Annotated in this window: 20 protein-coding genes; 9 read left to right on the forward strand and 11 right to left on the reverse strand. The window is 64.3% G+C overall.

What is annotated here, in order from left to right:
* Positions 1 to 98: 98 nt before the first annotated feature.
* The 5 genes from IG197_RS03885 to IG197_RS03905 form a co-directional block, all read right to left on the reverse strand.
* Positions 99 to 1,031, reverse strand: coding sequence for an ABC transporter permease (locus IG197_RS03885; RefSeq protein WP_192317065.1), 933 nt, complete (start codon positions 1,029 to 1,031; stop codon positions 99 to 101).
* Positions 1,028 to 2,092 carry an ABC transporter permease gene (locus IG197_RS03890; RefSeq protein ID WP_192317067.1) on the reverse strand — a complete coding sequence of 355 codons (1,065 nt, stop codon included), beginning with the start codon at positions 2,090 to 2,092 and terminating at the stop codon, positions 1,028 to 1,030. The genes IG197_RS03885 and IG197_RS03890 overlap by 4 nt, the downstream gene beginning before the upstream one ends.
* On the reverse strand, positions 2,082 to 3,608 hold the full coding sequence (locus IG197_RS03895) for an ABC transporter ATP-binding protein (RefSeq protein WP_192317069.1): 1,527 nt from the start codon (positions 3,606 to 3,608) through the stop codon (positions 2,082 to 2,084). The genes IG197_RS03890 and IG197_RS03895 overlap by 11 nt, the downstream gene beginning before the upstream one ends.
* A gap of 81 nt (positions 3,609 to 3,689) precedes the next feature.
* Positions 3,690 to 4,703 carry a BMP family protein gene (locus IG197_RS03900; RefSeq protein WP_246765297.1) on the reverse strand — a complete coding sequence of 338 codons (1,014 nt, stop codon included), beginning with the start codon at positions 4,701 to 4,703 and terminating at the stop codon, positions 3,690 to 3,692.
* Between the two features lie 74 nt (positions 4,704 to 4,777).
* Positions 4,778 to 5,992 carry an aminomethyltransferase family protein gene (locus tag IG197_RS03905; protein ID WP_192317073.1) on the reverse strand — a complete coding sequence of 405 codons (1,215 nt, stop codon included), beginning with the start codon at positions 5,990 to 5,992 and terminating at the stop codon, positions 4,778 to 4,780.
* A 156-nt stretch (positions 5,993 to 6,148) separates the two neighbouring features.
* On the opposite strand from IG197_RS03905, the gene IG197_RS03910 reads away from it, so the two are divergent.
* From IG197_RS03910 to IG197_RS03925, 4 genes are all read left to right on the forward strand, one after another.
* On the forward strand, positions 6,149 to 6,985 hold the full coding sequence (locus tag IG197_RS03910) for a helix-turn-helix transcriptional regulator (protein ID WP_067963102.1): 837 nt from the start codon (positions 6,149 to 6,151) through the stop codon (positions 6,983 to 6,985).
* 283 nt (positions 6,986 to 7,268) lie between these two features.
* A complete protein-coding gene (locus tag IG197_RS03915; RefSeq protein ID WP_192317075.1) occupies positions 7,269 to 8,303 on the forward strand; it encodes a porin in 1,035 nt (344 codons plus the stop codon).
* A 239-nt stretch (positions 8,304 to 8,542) separates the two neighbouring features.
* A complete protein-coding gene (locus tag IG197_RS03920; RefSeq protein WP_192317077.1) occupies positions 8,543 to 8,887 on the forward strand; it encodes a helix-turn-helix transcriptional regulator in 345 nt (114 codons plus the stop codon).
* The gene (locus IG197_RS03925; RefSeq protein WP_192317078.1) at positions 8,880 to 9,359 is read left to right on the forward strand and encodes an SRPBCC family protein; all 480 of its coding nucleotides are present in this window, start codon (positions 8,880 to 8,882) and stop codon (positions 9,357 to 9,359) included. Before IG197_RS03920 ends, IG197_RS03925 begins: the two co-directional genes overlap by 8 nt.
* Positions 9,360 to 9,415: 56 nt before the next feature.
* Here the strand turns inward: IG197_RS03925 and recQ are convergent, their stop codons facing one another.
* A complete protein-coding gene (gene recQ, locus IG197_RS03930; protein ID WP_192317080.1) occupies positions 9,416 to 11,215 on the reverse strand; it encodes a DNA helicase RecQ in 1,800 nt (599 codons plus the stop codon).
* Positions 11,216 to 11,505: 290 nt separating this feature from the next.
* Between recQ and IG197_RS03935 the strand changes: the two genes are divergently transcribed.
* The 4 genes from IG197_RS03935 to IG197_RS03950 all read left to right on the forward strand — a co-directional run bounded on the left by IG197_RS03935 (position 11,506) and on the right by IG197_RS03950 (position 14,892).
* Positions 11,506 to 11,691 carry a hypothetical protein gene (locus tag IG197_RS03935; protein WP_192317082.1) on the forward strand — a complete coding sequence of 62 codons (186 nt, stop codon included), beginning with the start codon at positions 11,506 to 11,508 and terminating at the stop codon, positions 11,689 to 11,691.
* A gap of 62 nt (positions 11,692 to 11,753) precedes the next feature.
* A complete protein-coding gene (locus IG197_RS03940) occupies positions 11,754 to 12,680 on the forward strand; it encodes a sulfite exporter TauE/SafE family protein (protein WP_067963116.1) in 927 nt (308 codons plus the stop codon).
* Positions 12,680 to 13,462 (forward strand): TIGR02186 family protein, encoded by a 783-nt coding sequence (locus tag IG197_RS03945; RefSeq protein WP_192317084.1) that lies wholly within the window; start codon positions 12,680 to 12,682, stop codon positions 13,460 to 13,462. Before IG197_RS03940 ends, IG197_RS03945 begins: the two co-directional genes overlap by 1 nt.
* A gap of 479 nt (positions 13,463 to 13,941) precedes the next feature.
* Positions 13,942 to 14,892, forward strand: coding sequence for an IS481 family transposase (locus IG197_RS03950; RefSeq protein ID WP_192316938.1), 951 nt, complete (start codon positions 13,942 to 13,944; stop codon positions 14,890 to 14,892).
* A 114-nt stretch (positions 14,893 to 15,006) separates the two neighbouring features.
* On the opposite strand, the gene rbsK is transcribed toward IG197_RS03950, so the two are convergent.
* The 4 genes from rbsK to deoC form a co-directional block, all read right to left on the reverse strand.
* Complete coding sequence (rbsK, locus tag IG197_RS03955) at positions 15,007 to 15,939, reverse strand: ribokinase (protein ID WP_192317086.1); 933 nt, start codon at positions 15,937 to 15,939, stop codon at positions 15,007 to 15,009.
* A 29-nt stretch (positions 15,940 to 15,968) separates the two neighbouring features.
* Positions 15,969 to 16,535, reverse strand: a complete 567-nt coding sequence (locus tag IG197_RS03960) for a nucleoside 2-deoxyribosyltransferase (RefSeq protein WP_192317088.1) — start codon at positions 16,533 to 16,535, stop codon at positions 15,969 to 15,971.
* Between the two features lie 103 nt (positions 16,536 to 16,638).
* Positions 16,639 to 19,008: an aldehyde dehydrogenase family protein gene (locus tag IG197_RS03965; RefSeq protein WP_192317090.1), complete on the reverse strand. Its 2,370-nt coding sequence runs from the start codon at positions 19,006 to 19,008 to the stop codon at positions 16,639 to 16,641.
* Between the two features lie 255 nt (positions 19,009 to 19,263).
* Positions 19,264 to 20,253, reverse strand: coding sequence for a deoxyribose-phosphate aldolase (gene deoC / locus IG197_RS03970; protein ID WP_192319555.1), 990 nt, complete (start codon positions 20,251 to 20,253; stop codon positions 19,264 to 19,266).
* Positions 20,254 to 20,519: 266 nt separating this feature from the next.
* Between deoC and IG197_RS03975 the strand changes: the two genes are divergently transcribed.
* A complete protein-coding gene (locus IG197_RS03975) occupies positions 20,520 to 21,269 on the forward strand; it encodes a DeoR/GlpR family DNA-binding transcription regulator (RefSeq protein WP_246765298.1) in 750 nt (249 codons plus the stop codon).
* A gap of 67 nt (positions 21,270 to 21,336) precedes the next feature.
* Here the strand turns inward: IG197_RS03975 and IG197_RS03980 are convergent, their stop codons facing one another.
* Positions 21,337 to 22,311 carry a nucleoside hydrolase gene (locus IG197_RS03980; protein ID WP_192317091.1) on the reverse strand — a complete coding sequence of 325 codons (975 nt, stop codon included), beginning with the start codon at positions 22,309 to 22,311 and terminating at the stop codon, positions 21,337 to 21,339.

Below are 22,311 nucleotides of genomic sequence, written 5' to 3' on the forward strand. Positions count from 1 at the left end.
TTCAGCCCGGGATCAGGGCGGGGAGAAGTCGTAGGCGCATTTCGGCCGGGCCGCCGCAACGCCCGTCCACATCTCGCCGGCCATGTCGGAGGTGTTGCTCATGACCTGCTGTAGCTTTCGCCAAGTGCTGCCGGCTGTCGGCTCTTTCCCCTGGCCATGACGATGATGGCGATGGAGATCACGTAGGGCAGCGCCAGCAGCAGCTGGTAGGGAACCGCCGCGCCGATCGCCTGGCTGTGGGTCGCCACGGACTCCAGGAAGGAGAAGGAAAGCACGGCTGATGTCACCCGAAGCGGATGCCAGTTGCCGGCGATCAGCGCGACGACGACGAGCCAGCCACGGCCGGCGGAAAGCTCGGGAACGAAACGGTCAGAAAAGCCGAGCATCAGGAATGCGCCGCCAAGGCCGGTCAAGGCACTGCCGAAGATGGTCGCGGCATATTGCCGGGCCACGACGTTGAGCCCCATCGTGTCGAGTGCCGCCGGGTTCTCGCCCAGCGCCCGGAGTTCAAGCCCGGTCCTGGTACGGTACAGGAATGCCCAGACGACGGGCACCAGCGCGAAGGCGGCGTAGGTCAGAAGGCGCTGGTCGAACAGCACGGAGCCGATGACGGGGATATCCGAGAGATAGGGAATCGGCACGGTGCCGATGCTGTCGAAGGTCGGCTGCGCCTTGCCCTTCACGAAGCTGCGGAACCAGAACAGGGTGAGCCCGCTGGCGAGCAGGTTGATGCCCAGCCCGGTGATGAAATGATCGACCCGGAGCGTCACACTGAGGAAAGCGGTGATGGCCCCCAGCACCATGGCAGCTGAGATCGCCAATGCGAATGCGGTGAGGTGATCGCCGCTGACGGCGTAGGCGATGTAGGCGATGAAGGCACCGGTCAGCATGGTGCCCTCGACGCCGACGTTCCAGATGCCGGCGCGCTGGGTGACCAGCTCGCCCATGGCCGACAACAGCAGCGGCGTGGCGATGCGGATGGTCGCCGCGAGCAGGCTGACGAAGATGGCTTCCTGAAACAGTCCGCTCATTTGGCCGAGCTCCATGTGAGGCGGTAGCGGGCCAGTGCCGTGCCGCAAAGGACGAAGAGAAGGATGGTGCCCTGCATCGCCTGGATCAGGGAATCCGGGACGCCGCTCTGGATGCGCATGTCGACGGCGCCCGAGGACAGGCCGCCGAACAGGATGGCGACCGCCACGGTTCCGGCCGGCCGCAGGCCGCCGACCATGGCAACGATGATGCCGCCATAGCCGAGGCCGAAGAGATAGTCGGCCTTCAGCCGATGCTGGACGCCGAGCAGCTCCACGCCACCCGCAAGCCCGGCAAGCGCACCGGACAACAGCATAGTGACCAGCACGATGCGCGGCACATCCATGCCCATGAAGCGCAAGGCGGTCTGGTTGGCGCCGAGCGCCCGCATGTCATATCCCGATGACGTGCGTTCGAGCAGGAGATGGACGGCAATCGCAGCCAGAAGCGCAATCACGATGCCGGCATGCAATGGCCCGGCCAGATGCGGCAGCCAGGCCGTCTGCGCCAGCAGCGGCGTCTGGTGGTAGGCGACCGTGGTGCCCGCTTCCGTCCATGGTCCGCCCGACAGCAGAAAGGACAGCAGATAGACGATGATGTAGTTCAGCATCACCGTCGAGAAGATCTCGTTGACCTCGTAGCGGTTGCGCAGAAGCGCTGCGATGCCGGACATCGTCGCGCCGCCGAGCATGGCGCCGGCAATCGCCAGCGGCCCGACGACAACAAGCGGCGCATCGGCCAGCGACGACGCGACCCAATAGGCCCCCATCGCGCCGGCATAGACCTGGCCCTCCTGGCCGATGCTCCAGATCCGGGCGCGGAAGACGACGACAGCGGCGAGCCCGGTGAGGATCAGCGGCGTGGCGGCGACGAGCGTGCGCAGCATGGCGCGCTGGCTGCCAAGGGCGCCGCGAAAAAGCGCCTCGAAGGCGGTCGTCACGTCGGCCGAGGACAGTTTCAGCAACATTGCGGTGGCGACGAAACCCGCCAGTATCGCCAGGCCATACGAAGCGCCCTGCCAGAGCAGGCTGGAACCATGGCGTTGTTCGAGCTTAATGTGCATGGGCGTCTCCTCCCGAAACTGCCTGGCCGGCCATCATCAGGCCGAGATGCTGCGGAGTGGTGCCTGAAGGGTCGACCACGCCGACGATCTTGCCGCGGTGGATCACGGCGATGCGGTCGCAGAGGGTCATCAGGTCGTCGAGCTCTTCCGAAGCCAGGAGGATGCCGAACCCCTCGGCCTTCTTGGCCAGAAGCTGGCGGTAGACATAGTCGATGACGCCGATGTCGAGGCCGCGCGTCGGCTGGTTGGCAAGCAGCAGCGACGTGCTGCGCTGCAGCTCGCGCGCCAGGATCACCTTCTGCGCATTGCCGCCGGACAGGCGGTCGACACGAGTGCCGCTGTCCCTCGCCGCGACGCGGTACTCGGACATGCTGTCGGCGGCAAAGGAACTGATCGCCTTGCGGTCGAGGAACGCCCCCTTGCGAAAGGCGCAGTCGTGGTGCCTGCCGAGCACGATGTTGTCGGCGATGGTGAAGCTGCCGATCAGCCCCTGCAGATAGCGGTCGTCAGGAATATGGCCGACACCGAGATCGATGACGTCCCTTGTCGATCCCGCAGTTACGTCCTTGCCGTCGATGCTGATGCGCCCGGCCTCGAGCGGACGCACCCTCATGATGGTCTCGAACAGCTCGCGCTGGCCGTTGCCGGCAACACCGGCGAGGCCGACGATCTCGTGCGCGCGCACCTGGATGCTCAATCCGTCGAGGACGCGGTGGCCGCGCTCGCCATTGACGTAGACGTCGCTCAGATCGAGCACGATCTCGCCCGGCGTCTCCCTGTTGTGGTCGTAGGACGGCGAAACCTTGCGTCCGACCATCAGCACCGAAAGTTCTTCAGGAGATGTCTCGGCGGTCTTGAGCGATGCGACCAGCTTGCCGGCGCGCAGGACGGTGACACGGTCCGAACGCATCACCTCGCGCAGCTTGTGGGAGATCAGCACGATCGCCATGCCGGCGTCGCGCATGCGCTCCAGTGCCGCCATCAGGCGGTCGGATTCCTGTGGCGTCAGGACCGCCGTCGGTTCGTCGAGGATCAGGACCCGCACGCCCAGGAACAGAACCTTGATGATCTCGACCCACTGCTGCAGGCCGACCGGCAGTTCCTCGACGATGGCGTCAGGAGAAAGCGCGACGCCATAGTCGGCGCACAAAGCTGCCAGCCGCCGCCGCGCTGCCCTGGTGTCCAGGAACAGCCCCCGGCCGCCGGCACCAACCAGAATGTTTTCGATGACGCTCAGCCGTCCAACGAGCTTGAAATGCTGGTGGATCATGCCGATGCCGAGGCGCAGCGCTTCGGCCGGCGAACGCAGCCGCATCGGCCTGCCGTCGATGGCGAGCGCGCCGCTATCGGGCTGGACATAGCCGTAAAGGCAACCGGACAGCGTGGATTTGCCGGCGCCGTTCTCGCCGAACAGGCAATGGATCTCGCCGGCATGTATGTCGAGCGACACGTCGTCCAGCGCAACGACGTCGCCATATCTCTTGCTCAATCCGCTGGCCTGCAACGCAACAGTCATTTGCCTAGAACTCCTCCGGCGCATCAGTGCAGTTCGTCGCGCCCCGCCGCTCTCCTCACCGGCGGGGCGCCCCAGGTCCGCCTATTGCGAAACCGGCAGGGCGGTATCGAGCGGCACCTTGAAGCTGCCGTCGCGAATGGATTTCTCGGTTTCGGCAACCTTCGCCTTCAGCTCGTCCGGGACCTTTTCGGCGAGCGCGTGGTAGGGCGCGAGCGCCACGCCGCCTTCGGCCACGGAAAACCAGCGCGGCTCTGCGTTGCCCTGGTACGGCTCGCCCTTGGTGGCGTGGTTCCACCACTCATCAATGACCCAGTTGATGTCGGGGTCCCAGAGCGCGACCGCGCTGGTCACCACGTTGTCAGGGGCAAAGTAGTTCTCGTCGGCCTTGCTGCCGAAGCAATAGATCTTGTTGAGCTTGCAGGCCTCGAAGTTCCCGGTGAGCTGCAGGATGCCGTCGATGCCGGTCGCCACCTGGGCGTTGGTGTATTCGGCTGCTTTGCCCGGGTCGTACCAGGACTCGACGAAGGCAACGCGCTGCTTGATGTCGGCGCGCATCTGCCGGGCGCCAGCGAAGAAGGCATTGATCTCGTCATTGATGTCGTCGCCGGGAAAAGTGCCGACCACGCCGAGCGAGCCCGACTTGCTCATACCGCCGGCCAGCATGCCGCTGAGGTAGGATGCCTCGTGGACACGCTTGTAGATCCAGTACTGGTTGCCGCCCAGCGGCTGGTTGCCCGAGCCGACGACGGCAAAGGCCATGTCGGGGAACTCATCCTTGACCTTGGCGACCTGGTCCGAATAGGGCCCGTGGCCCCAGATGATCTGGTAGTCGCCTGTTTCGGCATAGATGCGCATCGCCTCAGCGGCATCGTCGTCGAACACCGGGTCGCCGACGGTCCATTCCACCTCCAGCCCGTGCGGCTTCTGCGCCTTCACCCGCTCCAGCGCGGCAATCAGGCTGCTCTGCCATGACGACTCGACGCCGCCGGTGAGCACCAGCGCAATCTTCACCTTTGTCGGCTCATCGGCGAAGGCCGAGCCGGCAGCGACAGCGCAGACGGCCGCGACTACCGCAATTGTTGCTTTGCGAAGCATCGACATTTCCAAGGTTCCTCCCTTTGTCGTTCGCGGACGGGCCCTTTCCGGGCTCCGGCCGCATCTTTGCAGGCTCAGGCGGAGCGCTTCAGCGCGGTGAACGGTGTCGCGACCTGGCGGGTCGATACCAGCCCGAGCACGCGCCCGGTCTCGTCGGTCCATTCGGCCTGGATGTCGGTGCGCCCGACTTCGATCAGCTCGGCGCCCAGGCAGGCGAAGCCGATGATCGCCCCGACCGTCGGGCTCCAGGTGACGCTGGTGGCGCGGCCGACGACACGTCCCTCGCGGACGAGCTTCATCGCCTGCCAGCGAACGCGCGGACACAAGTTCGGCGACGCGTTGGCGCGGCGGTAGAGCGCGTAGATCTCGTCGGTGTCGAAGACCAGTCCGGTAAAGCCGTTGGCGGCGTGACCGTTGGCACCCTGCGCTTCGAGTGCGGCCTTGCCGACGAAGTCGCTCTTGCTGAGATCGACGAGGCGTTCGAGCCCGAGCTCCCTCGGCGTGACCAGGTTCTCGCCGTCGAGAACGCCATGGGCGAACTGCAATTCCGGGCCTGCGCCGGTGTAGTCGGCGCGGATCAGGATGATGCCGGCCTCGACACGGGCGATGTCGGCGGCGTATTCGCCCGCCGGCACGATGCCGAAATCCTGCCCTGCCCGGCGCACCGCTGCCCAGACCGCGGCGCCATCCTCGCGGTTCAGCCAGATCTCGTAGCCAAGTTCGCCGGTGAAGCCCTGCCTGACCACGTCGACCTCGGCACCGCCGATGATCGCCTTGCGGATGCGGGAGAAGCGGAATTTGTCCCAGCTCTCGCCGGTCGCCTTTTCCAGCGTCAGCGTCGAATTCGGCCCCTGCAGCGACAGGATGCCGACCTCGTCGGTCACATCGCGGATCGTGACGTCGAAACCCTTTGCATGGCGCTCGCACCATTCGACGGCCGAGTCACCCGACAGGCGATAGACATTCTCGGCGATGCGCAGCACCAGCCCGTCGGAGACGACGTGCCCGCTCTCGGCGCAGAGCGGCGTGTAGATGGCATGACCGATCTCCATGCTGGCGACCGAGCGGGTAATCAGCCGATCGAGCAAGGCAGCAGCACCTGGTCCGGCAATCTCGGCCTTGGGCAGCGGCGACATGTCGATCATCGCGCCCGTCGTGCGGATCGCCCGAATCTCCTCCTCGACGCCGCTGAACATGTCCGGCACGAGGTAGCGGTCCCATGCGTACCACCAGCGCGTCGCATTGTTCGCACTCGAATGGCTGTGAAACGGGGTACCCTTGAATTCCATGGTGGCTCCTGCCCTCTGTGGTCCGTTCATTAGCCGGACGATATGAAAGCGGGGGCTGACCGTGAATGACTTTGAGACCTAGAAACATGTCTCTATGTCAGATAACCTTGGGCTAGAGAGCCATCACCGCCAGCGATTTCAGACCGGGAGGCTTGCATGAGTTCGATCGTTTTCGCCGGCGGGCAGACCTTCTCGTTCGGTGAGGAAACTTACGAAAACGGCGGCTTCTTCGGTCCGATGAAGCTCGCCTATCTGCAGATCCTTGCCGTGTTCGAGGGCCAGGCCAAGGTCGGCAGCGATGATGGGGACTTCGAGGTAAATGCCGGCGAAGCGGCGCTGATCCTCAATCGCACGCCGATTTCCTTCCTCTATCCACGCGACAGGCACACACGCGTCGCCTGGTGCGAAACTGCGCCGTCGGCGGTCTCGAGCCTGATCATGAAATCCTGGCGCAGCGGACCCGACATCGTGCCGCTCGACAACCGCATCCACCAGCTGATGCTGCTCGGCGTGGAACTCGGGGGATCATCGCGCAGCGGCGTCAACGAGGTGCGCAACACCATCGGTCAGGCGCTTTGCAGCTCCTTCACCCTTGCCGTGCAGGACAAGGAAAAGCTCGGCGCCCTGCCCGATGTCGTGCAGCGCGCCAGAGCCTTTGTCGACGCCAATTTCAAGACCCAGATCACGGTGGCCGATGTTGCGGAGGCGGCGATCGTCAGCCGACAGCACCTGACCTTGCTGTTCGTCAAGCATATGGGGCTGACCCCTGCCCGCTACATCTGGCATGTCAGGGCCTCGCAGGGCGCTGCCATGCTGATGAACAGCGGCACGCCGATCGCTCGGATCGCCTATGAATGCGGCTACCAGGACCCGTTCCATTTCTCGCGCCATATCCGCAAGGCTTTCGGCCAGACACCGCGCGAGCTCAGGAGCGGCAAGGGCTTCCGCATATCGTCGATCGACGCCGAGGAACTGGAGAGCACATCCTTCTAGTCATCGTCCCCTGCCGCTACGGCTGCGGTTGGGCGGTCCCGCCGACCTTACATCTGGATATGTCTTCATGCCTTCGCGGCATGTCACAGGCAGCGGCGATCCCCTAGTGTACAAAAGCCGCGCCTAATAAGCCCATACAAACTAGTGGCGTCCCGAACCCGCCCTGCACTTCCCTCGCCACGTCGCGGGGGGCGAACCCTTCGTTCGGGTTGCACCAGGCGAGGACCGGAGGTGCGGTGCCGGCTGCTGCAGCCGGCCCGACAACCAAAACGAGGGGACTGGAATGCGATTGAACAGACTTGCGCCCGCGCTTGCCGGCGCCACCCTTCTGGCTGCCTCCGGCACGTCAGCCGTCCTGGCCGCCGATGCCGAAAGCGTCGACTATGTCCGTGTCTGCGACGTCTACGGCACCGGCTTCCACTACATTCCCGGCACAGAGACCTGCCTCAGGGTCGGCGGCTACCTCCGTCTCGAAACCGGCTTCGGCCCGCTGTTCGGCGTCGATGTCGACAGTGACGGCGACCGCGACACCTATTACACGCTCGCCCGTTTCCAGCTGCAGACCGACGCGCGAGCCGAAACCGAGTTCGGCACGTTCCGGACCTATGCCTACATTAATTTCCAGCACAAGCGCGACGCCGCCGACGCCGTGCAGAGCGCCGAAATCGAGATGGCGATGATCGAGCTCGGCGGCTTCTTCGCCGGCGTCAACGATTCCTTGTTCATCACCCAGACCTATTATGCCGGCGGCGTCTCCAACGACGCCATCGTCGGCTACGGACCGTTCACCACCACCATGCTCGGCTACAAGTGGGCAGGCTCCAACGGGCTGTCGCTGACGCTTGCGCTCGAAGGCGGCTGGAACGGCGACGTCATCGACAGCTACATGCCGCGCGTCGTGCTCGGCGGCGGCTACGCCAGGGACTGGGGCGGCATCACCGCGGTTGTCGGCTACGATTCCGTCACCGAGGAATGGGCCGGCAAGCTCAGGCTCGACGTAACCGTCAACGACAGGATCTCTCTCTGGGCAATGGCCGGCGCCAAGACCGACGACAGCGACCCCTACTCCCAGTTCTACGGCGTCTGGGGCGGGCGCTGGGCCGTCTGGGGCGGCGGCGCGGCCAAGCTAACCGACAAGGCGACCTTCAACCTGCAGCTCGGCTACGACGCACAGGAGAATTTCGACGCCGTCGCCAACATCGCCTGGAAGGTGGTCGACGGCCTGACCGTCTCGCCCGAGATTGGCTATTACGACAATTTCGACATGCCCGACGCCGACGCCATCGGCGGTTTTGTCCGCATGCAGGCCGACTTCTGACGGCAGCATCCTCCCAGGCTGTCTCTCACGGCGTTCGGTTCCTGCACCGGACGCCGTTTTCGTTCAGTCCCTGGAGAGCGGTCTGCCGGCCTTGCTGACGGATATGCCAGGCTCAAGACGTTGCGTCTCTCCTGTCGCCGCAGCTTGAAGCTGCCGGTCCGCTGCCGACCTGAAGGCAAATACTAAGGCAAGTACCTTATTTTCCTTGACCGGCGCTTTCGGTTCGATTACTAAGGCACATGCCTTACCATTCTACGCCACTCGATCTTGCCTTTCACGCGCTCAGCGACCCGACCCGCCGCGCGGTGGTGTCGCGGCTGGCTGCCGGCGAAGTGGCGGTCAGCGCGCTGGCCGAACCTTTCGACATGGCCCTGCCCTCCTTCGCGCAGCATCTCAAGGTGCTGGAAGAGTGCGGGCTGATCGTCAGCGAGAAGCGCGGGCGCAGCCGCTGGTGCCGGCTGGTGCCACAGCGCTTCGACGAGGCGGCGGACTGGATGGAAGCGGAACGCCGGCGCTGGGCCGAGCGGCTGGATCGGCTGGAAACCTATCTGGACAAGACGGAAGAGGAAAAAGGACATGAATAACCTGTTTGAGACCTGGTCGCTCGACCGCGAAATCGTGCTGGTGAAGCTGCTCAACCACCCACGCGACAAGGTCTTTGCCGCCTGGATGGACCCCAAGGCACTGGCGCAATGGTACGGCCCGGCCGGCCTCGCCATCGAGAGCCACGAAGCCGATATCCGCGAGGGCGGGCTCTGGCGCTTCGACATGGTCGGCGTCTTCGAGGGCAAGCAGCAGCGCTTCCCTAACCTGATGCGCTTCCTGGAGATCGTGCCGAACGAGCGCATCGTGATGGACTACGGCACGCCCGCTTCAGAGGATCCCGACCGTTTCCGCGTCACGGTGACCTTCGACGAACAGAGCGACGGCAAGACCGTGCTGACCATGCGCCAGCTCCACCCCAGCGCCAAGCGGCGTCAGGAGGTCATCGGCTTCGGCGCGGTCGAATACGGGCTGCAGACGCTGGACGGCCTCGCCGCCTGGCTGGACCGCTAGACCTTTGGCGGCGCGGTGCGGATGACGACGACGGTGCGGGGGTGAGCCCCGCCTCGTCATTCGTGTGCGGCGATCACCTCGAGAAAGGCGGGGCCATAGCGGTCGAGCTTGGCTTCGCCGACACCGGGCACGTTGGCCATATCAGCGCGTGACGCCGGCCTGGCTGCGGCCAGCTCGATCAACGTCTTGTCGTGGAAGATGACATAGGGCGGCACGTTCTGGGCCCGCGCGATCTCGGTGCGTTTCCGCCTGAGCGCCTGGAACAGGTCCTGATCCGCATCGCTGACGGCAGCCTGGGCCGCGCTGCGCGCGACCTTGCCGCGCCTGGCGCGCACTGGAGCCGGCACGCGCAGCATCAGCGTTGGCTTGTCGCGCAGGAATTCGCGGCCGGCTGATGCAATCGACAGGCCGCCATGGCCAGCGAGATCGACGTCGACGAGGCGCAGCGCGATCAGCTGGCGCAGGATCGCCCGCCAGGTGCGGTTGTCATGTTCGGTGCCGATGCCGAAGGTGGAAATCCTGTCATGGCCGAACTGGGCGGTGCGCTCGTTGTCGACGCCCAGAAGCACGTCGACGACATAGGCCTGCCCGAAACGCTCGCCGGTGCGGTAGATGCAGGACAGCGCTTTTTGCGCCGAAATGGCACCGTCGAACAATTTCGGCGGCTCGGCACAGGTGTCGCAATTGCCGCACGGTTCGCACTCGTCGCCGAAATAGGACAGCAAAACCTGCCGCCGGCAGCTTGCCGTCTCGGCCAGGCCCAAAAGCGCATCGAGCTTCTGCCGCTCCATGCGCTTGCGCTGGTCGGGTGCATCCGACTCCTCGATGAAGCGGCTGCGCAGCGCGATATCGTCATAGCCATAGAGCATCAGCGTGTCGGACGGCAGGCCGTCACGGCCGGCGCGACCGGTCTCCTGATAATAGGCCTCGATGCTGCCGGGCAGGTCGATATGGGCGACGAAGCGCACATCCGGCTTGTCGATGCCCATGCCGAAGGCGACGGTGGCGACCATGATCACCGCCTCGCCATGCTGGAAGCGCATCTGGTTGGCCTCGCGCGCCGCCTTGTCCATGCCGGCGTGATAGGCCAGCGCATCATAGCCGAGGCCCTTGAGCCAGGCGGCGGTCTCTTCGGTCCGGCGTTTCGACAGGCAATAGACGATGCCGCTTTCGCCCTCGTAGCGCTTGAGGAACTCCTTGAGTTGGGCGCGCGGATTGTCCTTTTCCTCGATGGCGTAGCGGATGTTGGGCCGGTCGAAACCGGCGATGAAGGCGTCGACCTCATCGATTTCGAGATGCGACAGGATTTCCGCGCGCGTCGGCTCATCGGCGGTTGCGGTCAGCGCCATGCGCGGGGTGCCGGCAAAGCGCGAGACGATGGCATCGAGCTGGCGATAGGACGGACGGAAGTCGTGCCCCCACTGCGACAGGCAGTGCGCCTCATCGATGGCGATCAGCGACAGCTTCACGCTCTCCAGCAACTCCAGCACATCGGGCCGCAGCAAGGTTTCAGGCGAGACATAGAGCAGGTCGAGCGCACCGGAGCGGATATCGCGCCACAGCGCGCGGCGGTCGTCGGGCGACAGGTCGGAGTTCAGCCCGGCCGCCCGCACCCCTGCCTGCCTGAGCGCTGCCACCTGGTCGGCCATCAGCGCCAGCAGCGGCGAGACGACGAGCCCCATGCCGGGACGGACGATCGCGGGAATCTGATAGCAGAGCGACTTGCCGCCGCCCGTCGGCATCAGCACGAAGGCATTGTTGCCTGCAATGACATGCTCGACGATCCGCGCCTGCGGTCCCCTGAACGCATCATAGCCGTAGACGGTCTTGAGGATGTCGAGAGCGGTGGCGGTCATCGGGCAGCACGGAGAATCATCTTGACCTCGTTCATAGCAGCTTCGCCGCCCTGACGATCATCGCTGCGCCTTTTTGTCGGTCTGCCTGTTGGTGGTGTCCTCAACCTGTCCATCTGTACCCCAGGGCAAGCCGCCACCCCAGGCACCGGCCTTTTCTCCCGGTTCCCATTCCTTCCTGGAATACCGTTAGTCCCAGTCGCTATGCGTGATGCACCCTCGATGCTGATAGCGTGTCCCCACTCTCAACCGATCGACCCAACTGATCGACCCAAACTGATCGACAAAGTCCGATGCCATCGCTTCACAAACTGATCGTCCTGAAGAGGATCTTCGCCGAATTGCTCGGCGCCTGCATGCGCGAACGGTATCACCCGGAACGGCACTATATGCGCGGCCCCGGCCCCGCCACGCTGAGCAAGGCGATGTCCGCCGACATGCCGCTTCGAGGTGGTCCGCGACAAGCCGAACAGGCCTAGCAGCCATAAGTAGCGGGCTTCCAGCCGAACCCCGAGCAGCCATTTCATGAGAAGTATCGCGGGTGGGCATTTATCTCCCGATTGCTGAGATGTCGGTCAATGTGTTCGTGCTCCTTGCGATGGGTGCGGCGGTCGGCTTCCTGTCTGGTATGTTCGGGGTCGGCGGCGGTTTCCTGATCACGCCGCTTCTGATCTTCTACAACATCCCGCCCGCCATCGCTGTCGCCACCGGCGCCAACCAGGTCATCGCCTCGTCCTTTTCGGGTGCGCTCGCCCATCTCAAGCGCGGCACGCTCGACTTCAAGCTCGGCACGGTGCTTTTAATCGGCGGTATCGCCGGCTCGGCGGCCGGCGGCTTCGTCTTTGCGCTGCTGCGCGCCATAGGCCAGCTCGACCTGTTCATCTCGCTGCTCTACGTCGTCTTCTTGGGCACCGTCGGCGGGCTGATGCTGATCGAAAGCGTCAATGCGCTGCGCCTCACCAAGGGCGGCGTGCCGCCGGCCTTGAAGAAGTCGGGCCAGCACAACTGGATCCACCGGCTGCCCTTCAAGATGCGCTTCCGCACCTCAAAGCTGTTCGTCTCGGTCATCCCGGTGCTCGGCATCGGCGCCGGCATCGGCTTCCTCTCCGCCATCATGGGCGTCGGCGGCGGCTTCATCATGGTGCCGGCGCTGATCTACCTGCTCAAGGTGCCGACCAACGTCGTCGTCGGCACCTCGCTGTTCCAGATCGTCGTCGTCTCGGCCTTCACCACCCTGGTGCACTCCTCGACCAACCAGACCGTCGACATCATCCTGGCGCTGGTCTTGATGGTCGGCGGCGTCGCCGGTGCCCAATATGGCGCCAAGGCCGGCCAGAAGCTGCGCGGCGAACAGCTGCGCGCCCTGCTTGCGCTGCTGGTGCTGGCGGTCGCCTTGCGCCTCGGCTTCGACCTGTTCGTCAAGCCGCAGAACCTCTATTCGCTGACCGGCGTGAGCGGGCTTTTGTGATGCGGGTCGCTACGTGTCTCGCAGCCCTGATGCTGGCGGCAGCCCTTCCGGCCCGCGCCCAGGAGCCGGCGCATCCCGAAAGCATCCAGATCGGGCTCTCGACCGACCGCGTCGCCATCACCGCCGACTTCGCCGGTGCCGACCTCACCATCTTCGGGGCGCTCGAAAACGCCGACCCGCTGATCAACCGCCAGGGCCGCTACGACGTCTATGTCGTGCTCGAGGGTCCGGCGCGGCCGGTGGTGGTGCGGCGCAAGAGCCGCGTGCTCGGCATGTGGATCAACACCCAGTCCGAGACCTTCGTCAACGTGCCGATGTCCTATTCGGTGGCGACCACCCGCCAGCCGCAGGACATCACCGATCCCAACAACTACCGCCAGCTCTCACTGGGCGCCAACAACATCTACATGGAGCCCGAGGACAAGCGCGACAGCCCGCTGACCATCCAGGAGTTCACCGAGGCGCTGCGCGAGCGCAAGCTGGCGACCGGGCTCTACTCCGACAATATCGGCGGCGTGCAGTTCCTGTCGCAGAGCCTGTTCCGCGCCACGCTGCACCTTGCCCCCAACGTGCCGGTCGGCACCCACAAGGCGCGTGCCTTCCTGTTTCGCAACGGCATCTTCATCAAGGAAACCTCGGCCCAGCTGGCCATCGTCAAGTCGGGCTTCGAGCAGACCATCTTTCGCTTCGCCACCGACCACGGCTTCGGCTACGGCCTCTTCGCCATCGGCCTCGCCATGCTCACCGGTTGGCTCGGACGGATCGTCTTCAGGAAGGATTGAGCGAGGCGTCGCAGGCTTGGTGGTGATGATTGCCGAGCGCGGGCTCTCCAATTCGTCATCCCAGAGGCTTGGCCCGAGCATCCATGCCGTGAGGGTGACGAAGGTTATGCAGGGTGCAGAAAGTGCACACGTTCCGAACCGTCTGCGCGCTGCCGCGAGGTCACGGCATGGATCCTAGGGTCTCCGCGACGGAGCTGCGCTCCTGCTTCGCCCTAGGATGACGACGTCACATAGGTTTTCGGCTAATCACCACGGTTGGCGCTTGGCAGGCTTCAGGCTGGTATTTAGCAGGCGTTTGCGGCAACCGCTGATCATCGCTGGGAGCTCCCTGCCAATCGCCGCCATTGTTAGCTGACCTCGGGCCCCACCCCTTCGTCATCCTAGGGCGGAGCAGGAGCGCAGCTCCGTCGCGGAGACCCTAGGTGTTTGATCCCGAGCTTTAATGGTGCGATGTTTTCTTCCGAATGGAAGGATGCGCTATGGGACAGATTCTACACGGTCGCGCCACGACGACAGAGGCAGTCCGTCGAGCAATACAAAATAGTCAAGAGAGCCTGAAGAAGCTCGCCAAGCGCTATGGCATCGATCCGAAGACGGTTGCGAAGTGGCGGCACCGAACCTCGACTGCCGATCTTCCGACCGGCCCAAGCAAACCAAGATCGACGGTGCTGTCCCTCGAAGAGGAAGCAGCCATCGTCGCCTTTCGCAAGCATACGCAGCTGCCGCTGGATGATTGCCTCTATGCCCTGCAGCCGACGATCCCACACCTGACGCGTTCGTCCTTGCATCGTTGCCTTCAACGCCACGGCATTTCGAGACTGCCGGAGGTGGACGCCGACAAACCGGCCAAGAAGAAGTTCGAAGCCTATCCGATCGGCTATTTCCACATCGATATCGCCGAGGTGCAGACCGCCGAGGGTAAGCTGCGTCTCTTCGTTGCCATAGATCGAACGTCCAAGTTTGCTTATGCGCAATTGCACGAGACGGCGGGCAAGATGTTGATGGTCCAGTTCCTTCAAGATCTGATTGCGGCCGTGCCCTATGCCATCCACACCATTCTAACCGACAACGGCATCCAGTTCACCAATCGGACCTGCGATCAGCACGCCCCTCAGCACGTCTTCGATGACATTTGCGACAAGCATGGCATCAAGCACCGGCTCACAAAGATCAACCATCCTTGGACCAATGGCCAAGTCGAGCGGATGAACCGAACCATCAAGGAGGCAACCGTCAAGCGCTTCCATTATGACGACCACGATCAACTGCGTCGGCACCTCGCCGACTTCATCTCAGCCTACAACTTCGCGCGCAGGCTCAAGACCCTCAAGGGCCTCACACCCTATGAGTTCATCTGCAAAATCTGGGAAAAAGAGCCAAAACGGTTTCGGGTTAATCCAACCCATCAAATGCCGGGACTAAACACCTAGGATCCATGCCGTGACCTTGCGGCAGCGTACAGACGGTTCAGAACGCCTGCTCGTTCTTCCACCCGCCTGCCTTCCGTCCGCCCTACCGGAGCACCGACGATGGCGGGATCGGCCCTAGCCGTTGGCGCGGATGAAGGCTTCGATGTCCGCCCGCGTCGGCATGGACGGTGCGGTGCCCGGCTTCTGCACCGAGAGTGCCGCGACCGCCGCGCCGAACCGCACGGCATCGACCGGGTTGCGGCCTTCGGCAATCGCAACGGCGAAGCCGCCGTTGAACGCGTCTCCCGCCCCCGTCGTGTCGACGACCTTGGTTACCTTGAAAGCCGGGACGAAATGCGTGCCGGCCTCGCCGTGCAGCAGCGCGCCCTTGGCACCCAGTGTGATGAGCGCATTGCGGGCGCCACGCCTGACCAGGCTGGCTGCCGCCTGCAGGGCGCCCTCGTCCGTTGCCGTGTCGATCCCGGTCAATGTCGCGGCCTCGGTTTCGTTGGGGGTGACGAAATCGCAATTGACGTAGATGGCGTCGTCGACCGACAGCGCCGGCGCCGGGTTGAGGATGGTGGTGACGCCATGGCCGCGTGCCAGGCGAAGCCCTTCGATGGCCGTCTCGATGGGCTGCTCGAACTGGGTGACGAAGACCCTGGCGCCGCTGATTAGCCCTTCCGCGGCGCGGACATCGGCGGGGCTCAGATTGGCCGCAGCACCGCTCTCGATGATGATCGCGTTGTCGCCCGTCCTCAAGGAGACGAAGATGAACGCCGCCCCCGTCGGAGCGGCCTCGTCGATCAGCACATGCGAGGTATCAACCCCATCCTGCGACCAGGTCTGCCTGGCCATGTCACCGAAGGAATCCTGCCCGACACGGGTGATCATGGCGGAACGCGCGCCAGCCCGTGCAGCTGCGATCACCTGGTTGGAGCCCTTGCCGCCCGGCCCCATGGCAAAACCCTGGCCAAGCAGCGTCTCGCCCACGACGGGCAGGCGCTCGGCCTTGAAGGCCAGGTCGGCGACAAAGGTTCCAAGCACGACGATATCGGCACGAGCCATCAGAATACCTCCCAGTTTCAACGCAGACTTCAGTGCAGGAATCTGGCCGCCGCCAGCCGCAGGCATTGCTCGAACGCCTGATGGTCGGTGTACAGCCTCTCTGCCGCAACCTCGCGCGTCACGATCGTGCCGCCACGCGCCTCTATGCCGCCGTCGAGCATGAGATTGTCGATCATCTCGAAATCTTCGACGGCCAGTCCATCCGGCCCCCGCGGCCTGCCCTGGGCGTCGGCCTTAATGTGCCCGTCATAGAGCACAGCTACCCGAGCATAGTGATCGCCAAGCACATTGGAAAACGCATAGGCGGGGCAGCCGCGGGCGCACATGAAGCCGAGTTCGAATGCCGTACCGATGTCCGCCGCGATGCCACGGAATGGCGTCAGATTGGCGATGATCATGTCGGCGCTCATCATCAGGCGTTCGTTGATCGAGCTGATGGCAAGCCCTTTCGCCCTTTTGGTATCGGTCGCCGGCACTTCGAGATCGCCGGGAGAGACCGGAACGAAGCCGTAGCGCCTGGTCAATTCGATCTTGCGATCAAGCACCTCGCGCGCATTGGGCAGGAAGACTTCGGGGCCGGCAAGGTAGATTTTCATGAAGGCGTGCTCTCGTGAATTGCGGGATTAGGGCAGTAGGGGAATAAGGCAGTAAGGCAGAATTGTTGTTCCACTGCCCTACTCCCCTACTGCCTCACTCCCCTCAGTCGCCGTAGGGGACCCAGACGTTCTTGATCTCGACGGCACGGCGGAGGAAGGCTTCGCCCTGGGCGGTCGGCCAGTCGAGGCTGCGGCCGTGGCCGGTCCAGACGCGCTTGAGATTGCCTGTCGATTCCGCCTCCGCTTTGGCGCAGATCTCGGCCTCGGCGACGACCCAGAGGCCGTCGACGTCGTCATGTTTGGCAAGCACCGCCGCAAGCTCCGCCGTATGCCCGGTGACGATGTTGATCGCACCGGCAGGGACGTCTGAATACTCGAGGACCTGGTAGAGGTCGGTGGCGACGAGCGGGGCGGTGGAGGACGGCACCACGACCGTGGTGTTGCCCATGGCAAGTGCCGGGGCGAGCAGCGAGATCAGGCCGAGCAGCGGTGAATCGTCAGGGGCGACGATGCCGATGACGCCGACAGGTTCATGCAGGGCAAGCGTGACGGTGCGCGCCGGCGGCTGGTGCACCCTGCCCTCGAACTTGTCGGCCATGCCGGCGTAGTAGAACAGCCGCTCGATCGAGGCCTCGACTTCTGCCTTGGCCGCCTTGTGGCTGGCACCGGTCAGTTCGGCGATGCGGGTCGCGAACTCTTCGGTACGGCCCGACAGGTTCTCGGCGAGGTAATAAAGCACCTGCGCCCTGTTGTAGGCGGTCGCCTCCGGCCAGGCCTTGCAGGCGCGCGCCGCCGAGACCGCATCGCGGATGTCCTTGCGGCTGCCCAAGCCGACCTCGCCCGCAAGCTTGCCCTTCGGCGTCAGAACCGGCAGCGAATAGTTGCCGTCGGGGCGCACCTGCTTGCCTGCGATGAACAGTTTTGCGGTGCGGTCGATGGCCTGGTTCTCGCTGGTGTCGCGGGCGGCCTGCTTCGGTGCCGCAGCCTGTTTGATGACCGGGCCATGCGGCTCGCTCGGCGCCAGATATTCCTCCAGCCCTTCCCTGCCGCCTTCGCGGCCGAAGCCACTCTCGCGGTAGCCGCCGAAGCCGCAGGCAGCATCGAACATGTTGGTGCCGTTGATCCAGACCACGCCGGCCTTGAGCTGCGGGGCGACATGCAAGGCAAGATTGACGTTTTCGCTCCACACCGAGGCGGCAAGGCCATAACGGGTGTTGTTGGCGAGTTCGACCGCCTCTTCGGTGTTGCGGAAGCTCATGGTGGCGAGCACCGGACCGAACACCTCTTCCTGGGCAAGGATGTTGGCGGGCGCAACACCCGTCGCCAAGGTCGGCAGGTGATAATAGCCTGATGATGGCACATCCTGGTCGGGCTGCCAGCAGACGGCACCCTGTCTTGCACCTTCCTCGACAAGGCGCCTGACGCGGTCGAGCTGGGTCTTGTCGACCAGCGGGCCGATGTCGGTGTTCTTGTCGAGCGGAGAACCGACCCGCAGGCGGCTCATCCGTGTCTTGACCTTGGCGATGAAGGCTTCGGCTACGCTCTCCTGCACCAGAAGCCGCGAGCCGGCACAGCAGACCTGGCCCTGGTTGAACCAGATGCCGTCGACAAGTCCCTCGACGGCGCTGTCGAGATCGGCGTCTTCGAAGACAATGAAGGCCGACTTGCCGCCGAGTTCCAGCGACAGCTTCTTGCCAGAGCCCGCAGTTGCCTTGCGGATGATCTTGCCGACCTCCGACGAGCCGGTAAACGCGATCTTGTCGATGCCGGGATGGTTGACGATCGCCACCCCTGCCTCGGGTCCGCCCTGGACGATGTTGACCACGCCCTTGGGCACACCGGCGCGTTCGCAGATCTCGGCGAAGAGAATGGCCGTCAGCGGCGTGAACTCGGCCGGCTTCAGGACAACGGTGCAGCCGGTGGCAAGAGCGGGTGCGATCTTCCAGGCCAGCATCAGCAGCGGAAAGTTCCACGGGATGATCTGGCCGACGACACCGGCTGGCTTGCGGCCTGGGAATTCCTTGTCCAGCGACTGGGCCCAGCCGGCATGGTGGATGAAGTGGCGGATCGCCAGCGGCACGTCGATGTCGCGGCTCTCGCGGATCGGCTTGCCGTTGTCGAGGCTTTCCAGCACCGCAAACAGGCGCTGGTGGCGCTGCATGGCGCGGCCGATGGCATAAAGCACTTTTGCGCGCTCATAACCCGAGGCAGCACTCCACTTCGGCAGCGCCTTGCGGGCCGCGGCCACCGCCGTCTCGATGTCGGCGGCAGAGGCGTCCGACACCTTGGCCAGAAGCTTGCCGGTTGAGGGATCGGATGTGTCGAAGCTCTTGCCGTCAATGCCGGCGCGCCAGTCGCCTGCGATGAACAGCGCCTTCGAGAAATCGCGGGCCCCAAGCCAGGCATCGGCTTCTGAGCGGGCCTCGGGGGCTGGGGCATAATCCATGGCGTGGTATCGTTCGAGAATGTTCATTGGAATGTTCCCAGCAATTCGTTGCGAGGTCGGCGATCCTTCGCACCCCCCTCTGGCCCCATATTTGTCAAAGGGGCGGCCATCTCCCCCGCAAGGGGGGAGATCAGCCTGCGCTGACGTCGCCGCCAATCATCGAGGTTGGAGGAAAGGTGTGAGCGGCGAAGCTGCCAATCTCCCCCCTTGCGGGGGAGATGGCCGGTAGGCCAGAGGGGAGTGCGAAGAAGCTCCACGGCGATTGCTTTCGCGCCCATCGTCTCACGCCATGGCGTGGCGGTGGTTGGCCGAGTAGCGGCCGCTGATGTGGTGTTCGAGCTGGCGCTCGATGTCGGTCAAAAGGCTCGAGGCGCCGAAGCGGAACAGCTCCGGTTCGAGCCAGGGCCGGCCGAGTTCTTCCTTCATCAGCACCAGCCAGTCGAGCGAGACTTTTGCCGTCGAGATGCCGCCGGCCGGCTTGAAGCCGATGAGGTAGCCGGTCTGCTCGTGATAGGCGCGGATGGCCCTGACCATGGCGAGGCCGACGGGCAGCGTCGCATTGACGCTTTCCTTGCCGGTCGAGGTCTTGATGAAGTCGGCACCCGCCATCATCGCCACCATCGAGGCCAGCGTGACATTGCGCAAAGTCGCCAGATCGCCGGTGCCCAGGATGACCTTGAGATGCGCCTCGCCGCAGGCAGCACGCATCTGCCTGATCTCGTCATAGAGCTCCTGCCACCTGGCACCGAATACCAGTCCGCGCGGGATGACGACGTCGATCTCGTCGGCGCCGTCCGATACCGACGCCTCGATCTCGGCAAGACGTGTCGACAGGGGCGCCAGGCCATGCGGAAAGGCCGTCGACACCGCAGCGACATGGATACCCGAACCCTTCACCACTTCCACGGCGGTGGCGACGAACGGATGATAGACGCAGACCGCCGCCGGCCGGATCAGCACCTCACCCAGTCCCAGCGCCTCGGTCAGGTCGCGGCGCAGCGGGTTCAGCGCCTTGGCGCAGAGCCGGCGCACACGCTCGTCGGTGTCGTTGGAATTGAGCGTCGTCAGATCCATCAGCGAAATCGACCTGAGCAGCCAGGCCGCCTGGTTGTCGGCCTTGATCGAGCGACGCTTGGTCAGCGAACCGACCCGCCGCTCCAGTGCCGAGCGGTTGACGCAACGCATCGATTCCAGAAAGCCAAGATCCAGCGCCATGCCGGGATTGCGCGGCAGGCCGACATCGGCATCTGACGCAGCACGCACCACGCGCATGACCGCGCCGCTGCCCTCATTCATTTCCATTGCCAATCCCACGACAAGATCCATCAAAGCGCTACCGGACAAGCGGCCACCACGATGGTTGTGCTTCGATCGAGAGCACGATCATGGAGCCGCCGAGACTGAAAAGGGCATCATATCTGTGATAATGTCAACATAGACATGTTATAATTCTCACAAAAAATCTGACGATATCCTGCAAACTTGTACTGCCTGGAGCAACTTGTTACGTCTCTGACATTCAACGATGGGAGTCTCCCGTGGCGAAAGCCGGCTCAGCAAAAGCGCAGCGCATGGAGCGCCTCCAGGCGGAGCTGGCACAGGGCCGGGCGCTGCACATCAGCGCCGTCGCGAAACTCCTCGACGTCTCCGAAATGACAGTGCGTCGCGACATCCAGCAGAATCCGGACCAACTGGGCTATCTCGGCGGTTATGTCGTGCCGCGCGGCCTGTTCGAACCGGAGAACTCCTACACTCTTGATATGGCGGCCGATCAGCAGCGCGATGCCAAACGACGCGCCTGTGAAGCCGCCCTGCGTTACGTCAGGGCCGAAGAGACCATCTTCATCGACTGCGGCACCACCCTCATCGAATTGGTCGACCTCATCCCCAACGACATGCCGCTTACCGTTGTCTGTTACGCGCTCAATGTTGCCGAGCGGCTGGCACACAAACCGAATGTGACGCTCGTCATGCTCGGCGGCGTCTATTATCCCGCTTCGGCCACCTTCTTCGGCCCAGAGGCACTGGCCACCATCGCATCGCTCGGCATCAACGTGGCCTTGTTGTCGGCCGCCGGTTTCGACTGGGCGCGAGGCGCGACCTGCGCACATTTCCACGAGGCCGAGATAAAGCGAAAGGTCATGGCCACGGCCAGCCGCAATATCCTCGTCATCGACACGAGCAAGATGGGCAGACTGCGCTCCGTCCTGTTCGCCGAAAGCAGCAGCTTCGATGCGGTCGTCACAGAACGCAGTGAGGATGAAACCTCGCAGCGCTCCATGTCATGAGATCGCGGGGCCGGCGCCGGCACCGGCCATTGCCCTGACACGGGGATTGCGCCGACCGTCTGCACCGTCAGCCTCCAGAGCTGCCCAGGATCGTCCGCCGGAACAGCTGCGCATAACGTTCGCCATCGACCGAAAGCGCGACATCGACAGGTTGCCCCAGGCTTGCGCCATTCAGCTCGGATTCGCCGCGATGGGACCGACGGTCGACGATCGTCTGGCCGCGCGAGCGCGATCCATCCGTGCAGACGCTGACCGGGAACCTGTGCGTCGTCAGGCCGGCGGGGTCGACAACGGCGCAGACCGTGCCGGCATCGCCCAGGGCTGCAATGGTGCCGGCAGGGATGCGTTTCTGGTCGGAATCCTTGACCGCCATGTGCCGGAACAGCTTGGCGCACAACTGCGCCACCGGCCGGCTCGAGCTTTCGAGTGCCGCAACATCATCCTCCGACACGGCCGCGCTGTAGAAGACGTCGAGCCCGTACATGACAGTCGGAATGCCGCTGTCGACGACGATCGCCACCGCTTCCGGGTCGGCCCAGCTGTTGAATTCGGCGACCGGCGTGGCATTGCCTATGCTGGCGCTGCCGCCCATGAAGACGATCCGCGCAAGCCGGGCCGCCACCTCAGGATACATGCGCAGCAGCAGCGCCACATTGGTCAGCGGTGCCAGCGCGATCAGCGTCGGCGGTGTCGGGCTGGCCAGTATCTCCCGGCGCATGAGCTCGACCGCATGGATGTCGCTGCCGCCCGCTTCAGGAACGGCGAGCTCCAGCCCGGCAAGACCGTTATGGCCGTGGACATGGGCGGCGTCGCGCGGGGCGGCGATCAACGGACGCGAGGCGCCGCGGGCGACGGGAACTTGTCCCGCGCCGGCAATGGAAAGGACGGCACGGGTGTTGCGGTAGACGTTGTCGAGCGAGGCATTGCCGGCAACGCAGGTCACCGCCCGCAGGTTGATATCAGGGTGCAGTGCCGCAAATGACAGCGCCAGCGCGTCATCGACACCGGTATCGACATCGATCAGAACTTCGACTTGTGCCAT

The organism is Aminobacter sp. SR38 (genome assembly GCF_014843375.1).
Taxonomy (GTDB): Bacteria; Pseudomonadota; Alphaproteobacteria; order Rhizobiales; family Rhizobiaceae; genus Aminobacter; species Aminobacter ciceronei.